Origin of the sequence: Lysobacter sp. Root494 (assembly GCF_001427225.1) — a bacterium.
In the GTDB taxonomy this organism is placed as follows: domain Bacteria; phylum Pseudomonadota; class Gammaproteobacteria; order Xanthomonadales; family Xanthomonadaceae; genus Agrilutibacter.
This window is the reverse complement of record NZ_LMFH01000006.1, coordinates 142,312-156,000: the sequence shown is the minus strand read 5'-3', so window position 1 is coordinate 156,000 and position 13,689 is coordinate 142,312. Positions and strand designations below refer to the sequence as shown.

Genomic DNA, 13,689 nt, shown 5'->3' with positions numbered 1-13,689 from the left:
AAATGCTTTACAAGTCGTTGATTTGTATGAACGCGACGCGGATCGCGTTTCGGCCATCGGCCTCTCCGGCGACCCCTGTCAGCGGTCGCTACAATGCGCGCCCCGGTGCGGAGTAACCGCCGCCCTCCCGGATACCAAAGCCAATGACCAACCAGATCCCTGCGGCGGACGCGCTCGACTCCGCTTCCTCCGAGCAGCTCCCGTCCCTTCGCGGCAAGCTCTTCATCGAGACCCACGGCTGCCAGATGAACGAGTACGACTCGGCGAAGATGGCCGACGTGCTCGCCGCCAGCGACGGCCTCGAGTTGACGACGAACGTCGAGGAAGCCGACGTCATCCTGATCAACACCTGCTCGATCCGCGAGAAGGCGCAGGAGAAGGTCTTCAGCCAGCTCGGCCGCTGGAGGTTGCTCAAGGAGAACGGGGTCAAGCAAGGCGGCAAGCCAGTCGTGATCGGCGTGGGCGGTTGCGTTGCATCGCAGGAAGGCGAAGCGATCATCAAGCGCGCGCCGTACGTCGACCTGGTCTTCGGCCCGCAGACCCTGCATCGCCTGCCCGAACTCATCCAGGCCAAGCGCGAGACCGGCCTGCCGCAGGTCGACATCAGCTTCCCCGAGATCGAAAAGTTCGACCGTCTCCCCGAGCCACGCGCCGAAGGCCCGTCGGCCTTCGTCTCGATCATGGAAGGCTGCAGCAAGTACTGCTCGTTCTGCGTGGTGCCCTATACCCGCGGCGAGGAGATCAGCCGGCCGTTCGAGGACGTGCTGGTCGAAGTCGCCGACCTCGCCGCGCAGGGCGTGCGCGAGGTCAACCTGCTCGGGCAGAACGTCAACGCCTATCGCGGTCCTTATGGCGAGGGCGAAGTCGCAGACCTCGGTCTGCTCATCCGTGCGATCGCCGAGATCGAAGGCATCGGCCGCATCCGCTTCACCACCTCGCACCCGCTGGAGTTCTCCGACTCGCTGGTCGAGGCCTATCGCGACGTCCCCAAGCTCGCCAATTTCCTGCACCTACCCGTACAGGCCGGCAGCGACCGCGTGCTCGCCGCGATGAAACGCGGCTACACCGCGCTGGAGTTCAAGCAGAAGATCCGCAAGCTGCGGGCGGTGCGTCCGGATATCTCGATCTCATCGGACTTCATCGTCGGCTTTCCCGGTGAAACAGACGCCGACTTCGAGAAGACGATGAAGCTGATCGAGGACGTCGGCTTCGACCAGTCGTTCTCCTTCATCTACTCGCGCCGCCCAGGCACGCCCGCGGCGGACCTTGAAGACACCGTGAGCAGCGAAGAGAAGCACGCGCGGCTGTCGCGCTTGCAGGCGACGATCAACGTCAAGGCGCGTGAGATCAGCGATGCGATGGTCGGCAGCGTGCAGAAGGTGCTGGTCGAAGGTCCGTCGAAGAAGGATCCGAACGAACTCACCGGCAAGACCGAGAACATGCGGTCGGTGAATTTCGCGGGGCATCCGCGGTTGGTCGGCCAGTTCATCGACGTGGCGATTACCGAGGCGATGAGCAACTCGTTGCGTGGGCGCGTGGTGGCGGCTGACGAAGCGGCGGCATGAGGTTTGAAGCAGCGCTTCATAGCACTCCGCTGCCTTTCTCTTTTGCCTCTGCGCTTTGCCGTTGCTCGTGATTCTCGCGGAAGCGGGAAGCCAGCGACTCTGCCTTGAGTATTTTGTCTGCGAAAGACACTGGATTCCCGCTTTCGCGGGAATGACGGGCAACGGCAAATGCACCGCCAACTCACCAGTCCCTTGGGACGTCAGCCGATTGGACTCGCTTTGTAGAGCGAAGCGTGCCGTTACTCTTTTCCGGGAATACGAAGCTAAAGGCGACCCAGAAAGCTCGGCTCTACAAAGCGCAAGCCGGATCGCGCGCCTACTACTTCCTGCGATACACCGCCTCGCCATCGACATACGTCGCTTGCACGGTGAGATTGCGCAGCTGCGCCGGGTCGATCGCCAACGGATCTTCCGCGATTACAACGAAGTCCGCGCGCTTGCCGACAGCAAGACTGCCGACTTCGTCCTCGGAAAATCCGGCATGGGCCGCATCGAGCGTAAAGCCTCGCAGCGCTTCGAATGCGGTCAGCTTTTCCTGCGGCATCCAGCCGCCGGCCGGCTTGCCTTCGGCATCAGTGCGCGTCGCGGCGGCGTACAGGCCAAGGCGCGGATCGACGGATTCGACCGGGAAATCCGAACCCAGCGCCAATCGCGCTCCGCTGTCGCGCAACTGACGCCACGCATAGGCGCCAACGATGCGCTCCGGCCCAATCCGATCCTGCGCCCATGGCATGTCGCTGGTCGCGTGGGTCGGCTGCATCGAGGCGATCACGTGCATCTGCGCAAGCCGCGAAAGATCCGCCGGGGCGAGCACTTGCGCGTGCTCGATGCGCCATCGGTGGTCGCCTGCCACGTCCGCGCCGAGCGCGTGCGCATATGCCTGCAGAACTTCGTGATTGCCACGATCGCCGATCGCGTGCGTCGCGACCTGCACGCCGCACCCCTTCGCCTTGGCGGCGATACGAAACAGGTCGGCGGGCGAGCTCAGCATCAATCCGCGATTGTCGTGATCGTCGCTGTAATCGGCCAGCAACGCAGCACCGCGACTGCCCAGCGCGCCATCCGCGTAGAGCTTGACCGTGCGCATCTGCAGGCGTCCGGAAGGATGCCGGTACAGGCCGTCATGACAGAGCTTGTCGAGCGCATCGCCATCGCCCGCGGCCATCGCGGTGATGCGCAGCGGCATCTCTCCGCGGTCGGCCAGGCGGCGATAGCGATCGAGTTCCGTCAGCGGAATGCCGGCATCGTGCACGCCGGTGAGACCGTGTTCGACTGCATCGCGCATGCCTAGCACGAGGGCACGCTCAGCCGTGGCTTCATCCAGCGGCGGGCGTGCATCGTTGACGATATCCATCGCGGCGTCGACCAGGATGCCGGTCGGATTTCCTTTCGCATCGCGCTCGATGCGTCCGCCGTCGGGCTGCCAGTTGCCTTTGAGGTCGCGCCTCACCGCGCGCATCGCGGCGGTGTTCGCCCATCCGGCATGGCCATCGACACGCTCCAGCCAGACCGGCCTGTCGGGGAACGCGACATCCAGATCAGCGGCGCTGGGAAAGCGCTTGTCGGTCCAGTCATTCTGGTCCCAACCATGGCCGATCAGCCAGGCTTCCTTAGGCAATGTCGCTGCGAATTCGCGCAGCCGTCGCAACACCTCATCCTTGCTGCCCGTGCCGACGAGATCGGCGGTGAGATGCGTCATGCCCAGGCCGGACACGTGCGCGTGGGCATCGATCAAACCCGGGATCACGGTTGCATCGCCTACATCGAGCCGACGGGCAGCTGGATAACGCTTGCGCAATTCCTTCGCATCGCCAATGGCGAGGATGCGTCCGTTTTCGTCGAAGGCCATCGCCTCCGCTCGCGGGAGCGCCGTATCCATGGTGTGGATGCGCGCGGCGGTCAGCACGGTTACTTCCGCCAGTGCCGGCGTGGTCGCCAACATTCCCAGAAACGCCGCTGCAAGTGCCCGGTTGATCGCGCCCATGTCCCGCCTCCATGTCCGAATCCGGCGACTTTGGACAAGTGGGCAGCCGGGTGCAAGCGAACCGCCTTGCAGGATCGGGCGTCATGCCGCAGCCGGATCAATCCAGGCGCTTGCGGAAGCGGCTGATCGCCAGCGTCATCATCACAGCGGTGAACGCTATCAGCGCCAGGACGTCCGGCCACAGTTCGAACAATCCGGCGCCGCGCAGCATCACGCCGCGAATCAGGCGCAGGAAATGCGTGAGCGGCAGGATTTCGGCGATCCACTGCACGATGCGCGGCATGCCGGCAAACGGAAACATGAAGCCGGACAGCAGGATCGACGGCAGGAAGACGAAGAACGTCATCTGCATCGCCTGGAACTGCGACTTCGCCTTCGTCGAAATCAGCAGGCCCAAGGTGAGGTTGGCGAGGATCAGCAGCACCGCGGCGAGGTAGACGTCAAGCGCACTGCCGCGGATCGGCACCTTGAACAAGGTCAGCCCCAGTGCAAGCACGACCGTGGTCTGGATCAGGCCGATCGCCGCATAGGGCAGCACCTTGCCGATCATCAGTTCGCTGCGGCTCAGTGGCGTGGCGATCAGCAACTCCATGTTGCCGCGCTCGCGTTCGCGCACGATGGCGACGCCGGTGAACAGCACCATCGTCATCGTCAGGATCACGCCGATCAGCCCTGGCACGATGTTCACCGCGGAACGGCGTTCCGGGTTGTAGAAGGCGACCACGCTGATCTGTCGCGGCGTTGTTTCGCGCGCACCGGTGAGCTGTGCAACGTACGAGGAACTGTCGAGCGGCATCTGCGCCAGCTGGATGGCCGCGCTCTGCACGACGGTGTCGCTGCCATCGACCAGCACCTGCACGGCTTCGCGGCCTTCGGCGCGCCTTCGTTCGAAATCGGCGGGGACGACGACACCCACGCTGATGCGCCCGCGCCGGAGCAGCTCCATCGCTTCCTGCGGCGTAGCCGCCTCGCTCGTCGGGCGGATGACGCCGGTCGCAAGCAGGTCCATCACCAGTGCGCGCGACGCGCCGGTTCCCGCCTGGTCGACGATCACGGCGTCGAGACCGCGCAGGTTGAGGTTGATCGCGTAACCGAACAGCACCAGCTGCATCACCGGAATGCCGACGATCATCGCCAGCGTGATGCGGTCGCGGCGCATCTGCCGCAACTCCTTCAGCATGATCGCGCCGAGCCTGCGCCAGTTCATGCGGCATGTGCCCGTGCGTCTTCGCGCCCGCGCGTGGCCGCGACGAAAACGTCTTCCAGGTTGGCATGCACGGGCGATACTCCACCCTGTACGCCCGCGTCCGATAACGCCGAGTGCAATCGTGCCGCGGCGCCACCATCGGCTTCGGTGAGGACGCGCAGCGTGTTACCGATCTGCGCGACACTGATCACTCCATCCTGCTGCAGCAACAACGCCTGCGCGCGACGCGGCTGGGCTGCAGTCACCAGCAGCGTGCGGCCGTCGAGTTCACCCGTGAGCTGGGCGGGCGTTCCGTCGGCGACGAGCGCGCCCTGGTCGAGGATCGCGATGCGATGGCATCGCTCGGCCTCGTCCATGTAGTGCGTCGAAACGAGAATCGTAGTGCCGGCATCTGCCAGTTCGAAGAGTTTTTCCCAGAAGTCGCGACGCGACTCTGGATCCACGGCGCTGGTGGGCTCATCTAGGAACAGCAGCTCGGGCTCATGGATCACGGCCCCGGCGAGCGCAAGACGCTGCTTCTGCCCGCCGCTCATGGTGCCAGCGAGCTGCTTCTGCCGGTCCTCGAAGTGATAGCGCTGGACGACTTCGTCGATGCGGCGTGCGGCGCGCGCCTTCGGAATGTCCTGCACGGCCGCAAGGAATTCCAGGTTCTCGCGCACGCTGAGATCTTCGAACAGCGAGAACTTCTGCGTCATGTAGCCGATCCGGCGCAGCAGCGCTTCGGATTGTTCGGGAATGCGCAGGCCCAGAACTTCGATATCACCGGAGGTTGGTGCAAGCAGACCGCACAGCATGCGGATGGTGGTGGTCTTGCCGGAACCGTTCGGGCCGAGAAAGCCGTAGACATGCGCCTTCGGCACGGTGAGATCGACATGATCGACAGCGACCAGGCTGCCGAACTGCTTGGTCAGTCCACGCGCACGGATCGCGTCATCGGCCGCGGTGTTCATGGCTCGAATTCGACGCGCACCGGCAATCCTGCCGGCAGTTCGCCGGCCGCCTTGTCGAGCTGGATTTCTGCGAGATAGCTCAGTCGCGCGGCGTCCTCGCCGATGAGGGCGTAGTACGGCGTGAAGCTGGGTTCGCTTCGAACCATGCGTACGGTGCCGGTAACGGCTTCGTCGCGCCCTTCGATGAAGACGCGCGCCTTCTGTCCCACTTTGACGTTTACGCGAATGGGTTCCGGCACATACACGCGCGCATACGGTGCCTCGCCGGCCAGAAGAATCGCCAGCGGCGCGCCGACCGGCGCCTGGTCGCCTAGCCGGTACGGCAATGAATCGACACGCCCGGCGCGCGGAGCGACAACATTGAGTTTGTCGAGCGTGACCTGTTGCGCGCTGGCCTGCGCTTCGGCGGCCCGCGCGGCCGCTTCGCCTTGCGCGATGCGTTCCGGTCGCGTGCCGTTTTCGAGTTCTGCCAACGCCGCCTGCGTCGTACGCACCTGCGCAGCGGCGCTGCTTGCGGCAGCGCGGGCGCGATCGACGTCCGCGGCGGCGATCAGTTTTCGCACGCCCAGCGGCTGCACACGGGCGTAGTACGCGCGTGCATCGCGCGCCTGCGCCTGCGCGGCCGCAAGTTGCGCGCGGGCCTGTGCGATGGTTTCGCTGCGCGCACCGGCTTCGAGCTCCTGCAGGGCTTCGCGCTGGCGCTGCGCTTCCTGGCGTGCGGCGATGGTGGTCGACTCGACTCGCGTAGGTTCGAGCTTGAGCAGCGATTGGCCAGCCGTGACCTTTTGCCCTTCGTGCACGCTGATTTCGACGATGCGTTCGGCCGCCGGTGCGGGCAGGGTGATGCGGTCGTATTCGAGCGTTCCCAATGCCTGCGGCGGTGCCTCATCGCAGCCGCACAGCACGAATGCGAACGTGACCAGCAGCATGTGTCGCTTCGAAACCATGGAGCCTCCGTCAGCTGACCTGCACCCCGTGATCGAGCAACGCGATCGCGTGATCGCGGATGTTCACGGCATCGATGTCGCCGGCATTGAAGATGCCGCGCCAGATCGGCGCACCCGCAGCGGGAAACAACGTGAGCCCGATCAGCGATACCACCAGCAGCCGCGGATCGAGATTCGGATTCAGCCGTCCCTGCTGTTGTGCTTCGGCGAAGCGTGTTGCAAGCAATTGCGGAATCTGTGGGCCGACGCGCGAGATGACGAGTTCACGCAGCACGCCGCCCTCGCACAGCACTTCGCGCACCCACAGCGCCGGCCACCAGGGATGTCGCTCGATCATTTCGCTCATCTTGCGGACAAACCCGGCGATCAGCGCCGTGACGTCGTCGCTGGCGCCTTCCACGACGCCGCGCATCTCGGCGAGTACGGGTAGCAGCCGCTCGGCGACGAGCGCGTCAACCAGCTGGTTCTTATCACCGAAGTAGTAGTGCAGCAGCGCAGGCGTGACCGCGCCTTCGGTCGCGATGGCGCGCAACGAAGTGGCGGCAATGCCGTCGTGGGTGAAGCAGGCGATGGCGGCGTCCAGCAGGCGGGCGCGCAGGTCGGGGCTGTCGCCGGTCGGACGGCCTGGAGTGCGCTTGCGGGGGACCTTGGCGCGTTTGGCGGGGCGCGACGGCGCTGGAGCTCGAGGACTGGCCACGAAGGACTAATTAATTGTTCAATCAATTATTTGCAAGGGGCATCCGACAAACGGCGTCCGACGCGCACGCTGACGGGACGTGATCCGTCATACCGCGCAGGACCGGCCGGTACCCGCGCATGAGGCGCCGATCACCAACCAGGCGACCAGGCACTTCGCATCAGCGCATCGCGGTCACCTGCGGGAATCACAACGCTCTCACCCGCATCCATGCGTAGTGATTTCGGAGGTCCACAGCCGCTTGGCGCACGCGACACTCGACGTCGGCAGTCGTACTGCAACACGCTACTCAGCGCGGACGTGTCGATCACTCCGGCTTTGCGAAAACGCTGGTGCAGGCGCAAGCTTCCCCTCTGCCTAGGCGCCCCACCCTGACAGCCCAGATGCCCTCACGCACCGTTTCCGAATTCGCCCTCGATCCACCCGAGGCCGAGCGCCTGGCCAACCTCACCGGCCCCTTCGACAGCCATCTGCGCATGATCGAATTGCGCCTCGGCGTGGAGATCGCCAATCGCGGCAATGTGTTCCGTGTCGATGGTCCGGACACCTCGGTCAACAAGGCCGAACGGCTGCTGCGCGAGCTGTGGAGCGAAGCGGGCGACACGACACTGACCGAGCCCGACATTCACCTGCACCTCACCGAATACGACGCGGACGAAACCGTCGCCGACGACATCGAACCGCAGGAAGTCACCATCCGGGTCAAGCGCGGCACCCTGCGCGCGCGCGGCGCGAACCAGGCCAGGTACCTGCACGCGATCGCCACCCACGACATCAATTTCGGCATCGGTCCTGCGGGCACGGGCAAGACGTTCCTCGCCGTCGCGATGGCGGTCGAAGCGCTGAATGAGTCGCGCGTTCAACGCCTGATCCTCGTACGGCCGGCGGTGGAAGCCGGCGAGAAGCTCGGCTTCCTGCCTGGCGATCTCACCCAGAAAGTCGATCCGTACCTGCGTCCGCTCTACGACGCGCTGTACGAGATGTTGGGCGTGGAAAAGGTGGTGAAGCTGCTCGAGAAAAACGTCATCGAGATCGCGCCGCTGGCCTACATGCGCGGACGCACGCTTAACGACGCCTATGTGATCCTCGACGAAGCGCAGAACACCACGATCGAGCAGATGAAGATGTTCCTGACCCGCATCGGCTTCGGCAGCACAGCCGTGGTGACCGGCGACATGACCCAGATCGACCTTCCCAAACACCAGAAGTCGGGGTTGAAGGACGCGCTCGAGGTACTGCGCAACGTCAACGGAATCAGCTTCACCTTCTTCGAATCGCGCGACGTCGTCCGCCATCCGCTGGTCGCGCGCATCGTCAATGCCTACGATGCGCGCGATGCCACGGATGCGCAGACCGGGCCGGCTTCCTGAGCCAGGGTTCCCTCATTACTTTTCGACAGGACTTCCCAGCATGACCGTCGGCCCGGTTCGTCTCGATGTCACCGTTACCTACGCCGTGCCGCGCACCGGCGTTCCGTCCGCCGTGAGTTTCCGCAAGTGGGTGGCGGCCGCGCTGCACAGCCGGATCCGCGAGGCTGACCTTGCGGTCCGCATCGTCGGCACCAAGGAAGCACGGGCGCTCAACCGGCACTACCGCGGCAAGGACTACGCGACCAACGTGCTGAGCTTTCCGGCGGAATTACCCGACGGCCTGCCCGATGGCGTGAAGCTGCCGCTGCTGGGCGACCTGGTGATCTGCGCCCCCGTGGTAGCGCGGGAAGCCAAGGAGCAGAAGAAGTCGATCGTCGACCATTACGCGCATCTGACCGTGCACGGCGCCCTGCACCTGCTCGGCTGGGACCACGAGAACGAAGCCGACGCGATCTGCATGGAGCAGCTGGAGCGCGAGATCCTGGCGGGCTTGGGGATCGAGGATCCTTACGTCATCGCCTGACCACTGACGGGATGCTGTTCCGCTCGACAAACGTCGCCATTGGAATCGCCGGACTTGCGCCTGCCCGGCCGATCGACCGCACTCGTCATGAGTCGACGCCCACATGCTTGCGCACAGCTTGAGCTGCAATGACCACCCACGGCAGCGTCATGGATTCCGGCATAAGCGGGAATGACGACTTTGCAACGTCAGGGGTGAGCTGCGGCTCCGTTGTGCCGGGTACGGCCTTCGTGCCGCGCTCGCGTACGGGCCGCCTTGCGTGCGGCTTCGGAACGGGCTTCCGCACCCTTCGTCCGTACAGCCTTCCTGGCAGCCGCCGACCGATCAGAAGCGGTGCGTTTGCGAGCCGCTGTTTTCGCCTGCTTCGACAGTGCCGAGCGGCTCGCCGCGGAGCGGCCTTCGCGCTTGAGCGCCTTGGTGGTTGCGCGCGAGCGGGTCTTCGACGGGGCCGCTCGCTTGCTTGCGCTCTTGCGAGGTGCGCTCTTCCGGGCCGGGGCCTTACGCGCAGTCGATTTCTTCGCAGCGGTCTTCCTGGTGGCGCTCTTCTTCGTGGCGGGGCTCTTCTTCGAAGCCGCCTTCCGCGGAGCGGCCTTCTTCGCCGCGGTCTTCTTCGAAGCCCGTTTCCGTCCAGTGCCCGCCTCGACATCACGCTCGGCCTTGCGTCGCGTCTCTTCGGAAGCCTCGCCCTTCTTCGGCGGCGGCAGGTCGACGCCCGCGCGCCGCGCCTTGGACAGGCCGATCGCGATCGCCTGCTTGGTCGAACGCGCGCCGTGCTTGCCTTCGCGGATGTGGTCGATTTCCTCGTGGACAAATTCGCCAGCCTGGGTGCTGGGTGCCTTGCCTTCGCGTCTGTCCTGCTGCGCGCGCCGGATTGTGCTTTTCTCGGGCATGTCGCTGTCTCCGAGTGGGCCCGACGGCCATTATCGGCATCGCCCCGCCATCTTCCCGTGAACCTCGCGGCTGGCCGCTTGGAACCTGTCAGCGTCTGCCCCCGCTTCCGCGCTAGACTTCCCGGGTCCGCCCAGCCCCCGGGCGATGCCGAAACACCATGTCCGAGGACGACAGTAGTACCCCCCAGGATTACCAGGACCGCCTCCAGGAACGCCATCAGGAGCGCCGGCGTGGCTGGCTGGAACGCATCAGCACGATGCTGTCCGGCGAGCCCAGTACCCGCGAGGATCTGGTCGAGCTGCTGCGCGATGCCCAGGCCGACGGCCTGATTGCCGCCGACACCCTGCGAATGATGGAAGGCGCGATCGCCGTGTCCGACCTCACCGTCGGCGACGTGATGATCCCCCGCGCACAGATGGTTGCCCTGCCCGCCGACGAATCGCTGCTGCAGCTGATGAAGCGCGTGGTCGAATCCGGCCACTCGCGCTTCCCGGTGCACGGCGAGGACAAGGACGAGGTGCTCGGCATCCTGCTGGCCAAGGACCTTCTACGCGGCGTCGTTGCCGACAACGGCCCCGCCAGCATCCACTCGCTGCTGCGGCCGGCCGTGCTGATCCCCGAATCCAAGCGCCTCAACGTGCTGCTGCGCGAGTTCCGCCAGTCGCGCAACCACATGGCGATCGTGATCGACGAGCACGGCGGCGTGGCCGGCCTGGTCACGATCGAGGACGTGCTGGAGCAGATCGTCGGTGACATCGATGACGAACATGACGAAGCCGAGGACCCGCAGGCCCTGATGCGCGCGCAGGCCGATGGCCTGTTCGTGGTCGATGCGCTCACGCCTATCGCCGACTTCAACGAGCGCTTCGATGCCAACTTCGACGACGACGAATACGACACGATCGGCGGCCTGGTAACGGCGGCGATCGGGCATCTGCCGGAATCCGGCGAGGAGCTCGCGCTGGGCCGTTTCGTGTTCCGTGTTTCTGCCGCCGATGCACGGCGCGTGCACGCTTTTCACGTCGACGTGCTCGGCGATGCGTAACGACACCCTCCCCTTCCCCGCCGCCGCGCGGAGAAGGGCGAACGCGGTGATGCGGTGGCTCCTGCTGGCCCTGCTCTGCGCCTTCCCGATGGCCGCCCTGGCTCAGGCGGACATCGCGCCGCCGACGGTTGTATCGCAGCCCTCGGCCGTAACTCCCACGACCACGCAAACCGTGCCGCGCATCGGCATCATGATGATGGAGCCCGGTGAAATCTTCTGGGAGCGTTTCGGCCACGATTCGGTGTTGGTGGCTGATCCGGACACGGGCGAAACCATTTCCTACAACTTCGGCTTCTTCGATCCGACCGAACCGGACTTCGTCAGCCGCTTCGTTCGCGGCGACATGCGTTATCGCCTCGCCGCCGTGCCGTATGCGGACGATCTCGTCCTCTATCGCGCGGAAGGCCGCGGCGTGAGCGTGTTGTGGCTCGATCTCGAAGCCGCGCAGGCGCGTGAAATCGCGACGGCTCTGGCCGAGAACGCGCGGCCGGAAAACGCCTTCTATCGTTACGACTACTTCCGGGACAACTGCTCGACGCGTGTGCGCGACGCCATCGATCGCGCGCTCGCGGGTGGCTTGCAGAAGCAAGTGGTTGGGCGTTCGCAAGGCCTGAGCTGGCGCGACGAAGCGTTGCGGCTGGCCTCGCCCGCCCCATGGATGTGGCTGGGATTCGACATCGGCCTCGGGCCTGCCGCGGACCAGCCGATGACGATGTGGGAGCAGGCCTTCGTGCCGCGCCGCCTCGCCGACATTCTCGTCGAAGCAAAGAATGGCGAAGGCCGCCTGCTGGTGCACGAGCGCGAGGAGATCCTGCCCCATCGCATAGCCCCCGAGCCCAACGCCCACGCATTGCGCTGGTGGTTGTGGGGCCTGTGGGGCATCGCGATCGCGATTGCCATTGCATGGATGGGCCAACGCAACGCGGGGTCGCGCGTACTCGGCGCGATCCTGCTTCCGTTCTGGCTGGTTGCCGGTTTCATCGGTGCGCTCCTGCTGTTTCTGTGGTTCGGTACCGCGCATGTGATGGCTTGGGCGAACCACAACCTGTTCGTGCTCAACCCTCTGGCGTGGTTCGCGCTGCCGGGCGCGTGGCGGACGATCCGGGGACGCGCACCCGGACGATGGGCCGCGCGCGTTGCGCAAGTGATCGCGTTGTGCGCGGTGGCGGGGCTGCTCGTACGATGGGTCAGTGCCGAGCCGCAAGCCAATCTGCACTGGATCGCATTGCTGTTGCCGGTTCATGCGGCGGTTGCGTGGGTGTTCTGGCGCGGCACTCCCTCGCGCTGAGGAACGTTTGCAGCCAGCCTGTCCGGCTCGTTCGCCCGGGCGGGCGATCATCGCAGGGCACCGGGCATGCTCCGCTACAAGGCAAAGCTTGTGGACGAGGCACCAGCCGCAAGGCGGCTTGCTGCCGGAAGCCGCGGAAGGCACGATGCCGCGCATGAAGGATCCAACGCTGCCCCAGTGCGTCGTCAATTGCGTGGCCTACGGCCGCGACGGCGAACGCCGCGACATCAGCCTCGATGCGATCAGCGACGTGCTCGCGGTCGACGACGGCAGCTTCGTCTGGGTCGGCCTGTACGAGCCGGACGAAAGCATCCTCGACAAGCTGCAGGAAGAATTCGGCCTTCACGACCTCGCCGTCGAGGACGCGCATAACGCGCACCAGCGGCCCAAGGTCGAGGCGTACGGCAATTCGCTCTTCATCGCCATCCATACCGCCCAGACAGTCGACAGCCACATCCGTTTCGGCGAGACGCATATCTTCGTCGGGCCACGCTACCTCGTCACGGTGCGCCATGGCGCTTCCAGCAGCTACGCGCCGGCGCGCGCGCGCATGGAACGCGAACCCGACCTGCTCCGGCACGGTCCGGGAGCGGCGCTCTACTCCGTGCTGGACATGGCGGTCGACAACTACCTGCCCATCGTCGACGAGTTCACGCATGAACTGAACGAACTCGAGCAGGACGTCTTCTCCGAGGAGTTCCGCAGGGACACGGTACACAAGCTCTATGACCTCAAGCGCGAACTCACCCGCCTGCGCATGGCGGTGTCGCCGCTGCAGGACATCCTGGGCCAGCTCGCGCGTGCGCGTTCGACGCTGATCGATGAAGAAATCCAGCTCTACTTCCGCGACGTTCACGACCATACCGTGCGGCTCAACGAAACCACCGACACCCTGCGCGAGATGCTCACGGCGGCGATGACGGTGAACCTGTCGCTGGTAACTGTGCAGCAGGGCGAAACCGTGAAGCGCCTCGGCGCCTGGGCCGCGTTGCTGGCCGCACCGACACTGATCGCAAGCTGGTACGGCATGAACTTCGCCCACATGCCCGAACTGGCCGGCCGTTACAGCTACTGGATCCTGATCGGGGTGATGGTCGCGATCTGCGTGGTGCTCTACGGGATGTTCAAGCGCGCCAAGTGGTTGTAACTGCGACCGGCTCCACGTATGCGACCAAAGTCGAAGGCGGCATTGCGCACTGCGCATTGACCCCGGCATGGCAAG

Annotated in this window: 12 protein-coding genes; 6 read left to right on the top strand and 6 right to left on the bottom strand. The window is 65.2% G+C overall.

All coding sequences use genetic code 11. From position 1 onward, the window contains the following. The first annotated feature begins 143 nt into the window (after positions 1 to 143). Positions 144 to 1,565, top strand: coding sequence for a tRNA (N6-isopentenyl adenosine(37)-C2)-methylthiotransferase MiaB (gene miaB / locus ASD14_RS09995; RefSeq protein ID WP_056132813.1), 1,422 nt, complete (start codon positions 144 to 146; stop codon positions 1,563 to 1,565). Positions 1,566 to 1,884: 319 nt separating this feature from the next. Here miaB and ASD14_RS09990 read toward each other — a convergent pair whose 3' ends face one another. The 5 genes from ASD14_RS09990 to ASD14_RS09970 all read right to left on the bottom strand — a co-directional run bounded on the left by ASD14_RS09990 (position 1,885) and on the right by ASD14_RS09970 (position 7,350). Beyond that, positions 1,885 to 3,549 carry an amidohydrolase gene (locus ASD14_RS09990; RefSeq protein WP_056132810.1) on the bottom strand — a complete coding sequence of 555 codons (1,665 nt, stop codon included), beginning with the start codon at positions 3,547 to 3,549 and terminating at the stop codon, positions 1,885 to 1,887. Positions 3,550 to 3,646: 97 nt separating this feature from the next. After that, on the bottom strand, positions 3,647 to 4,756 hold the full coding sequence (locus ASD14_RS09985) for an ABC transporter permease (RefSeq protein ID WP_056132807.1): 1,110 nt from the start codon (positions 4,754 to 4,756) through the stop codon (positions 3,647 to 3,649). Next, complete coding sequence (locus ASD14_RS09980) at positions 4,753 to 5,682, bottom strand: ABC transporter ATP-binding protein (RefSeq protein WP_056133489.1); 930 nt, start codon at positions 5,680 to 5,682, stop codon at positions 4,753 to 4,755. Before ASD14_RS09980 ends, ASD14_RS09985 begins: the two co-directional genes overlap by 4 nt. Before the next feature lie 20 nt (positions 5,683 to 5,702). Then, a complete protein-coding gene (locus ASD14_RS09975) occupies positions 5,703 to 6,653 on the bottom strand; it encodes an HlyD family efflux transporter periplasmic adaptor subunit (RefSeq protein WP_056132804.1) in 951 nt (316 codons plus the stop codon). A 10-nt stretch (positions 6,654 to 6,663) separates the two neighbouring features. Further along, positions 6,664 to 7,350 carry a TetR/AcrR family transcriptional regulator gene (locus ASD14_RS09970; protein ID WP_056132800.1) on the bottom strand — a complete coding sequence of 229 codons (687 nt, stop codon included), beginning with the start codon at positions 7,348 to 7,350 and terminating at the stop codon, positions 6,664 to 6,666. A 383-nt stretch (positions 7,351 to 7,733) separates the two neighbouring features. On the opposite strand from ASD14_RS09970, the gene ASD14_RS09965 reads away from it, so the two are divergent. Together ASD14_RS09965 and ybeY are read left to right on the top strand one after the other, a co-directional pair. After that, on the top strand, positions 7,734 to 8,720 hold the full coding sequence (locus tag ASD14_RS09965; protein ID WP_056132798.1) for a PhoH family protein: 987 nt from the start codon (positions 7,734 to 7,736) through the stop codon (positions 8,718 to 8,720). Positions 8,721 to 8,760: 40 nt separating this feature from the next. Next, on the top strand, positions 8,761 to 9,243 hold the full coding sequence (ybeY, locus tag ASD14_RS09960; protein ID WP_056132796.1) for an rRNA maturation RNase YbeY: 483 nt from the start codon (positions 8,761 to 8,763) through the stop codon (positions 9,241 to 9,243). Between the two features lie 188 nt (positions 9,244 to 9,431). Here the strand turns inward: ybeY and ASD14_RS09955 are convergent, their stop codons facing one another. Next, positions 9,432 to 10,133: a hypothetical protein gene (locus tag ASD14_RS09955; protein WP_056132793.1), complete on the bottom strand. Its 702-nt coding sequence runs from the start codon at positions 10,131 to 10,133 to the stop codon at positions 9,432 to 9,434. Between the two features lie 257 nt (positions 10,134 to 10,390). Between ASD14_RS09955 and ASD14_RS09950 the strand changes: the two genes are divergently transcribed. The 3 genes from ASD14_RS09950 (at position 10,391) to corA (ending at position 13,614) form a co-directional block, all read left to right on the top strand. Continuing rightward, complete coding sequence (locus tag ASD14_RS09950; protein WP_235565391.1) at positions 10,391 to 11,179, top strand: transporter associated domain-containing protein; 789 nt, start codon at positions 10,391 to 10,393, stop codon at positions 11,177 to 11,179. 49 nt (positions 11,180 to 11,228) lie between these two features. Continuing rightward, positions 11,229 to 12,467 (top strand): DUF4105 domain-containing protein, encoded by a 1,239-nt coding sequence (locus ASD14_RS09945; protein WP_235565375.1) that lies wholly within the window; start codon positions 11,229 to 11,231, stop codon positions 12,465 to 12,467. 154 nt (positions 12,468 to 12,621) lie between these two features. Further along, positions 12,622 to 13,614, top strand: coding sequence for a magnesium/cobalt transporter CorA (gene corA, locus ASD14_RS09940; protein ID WP_235565374.1), 993 nt, complete (start codon positions 12,622 to 12,624; stop codon positions 13,612 to 13,614). The last annotated feature ends 75 nt before the right edge of the window (positions 13,615 to 13,689 follow it).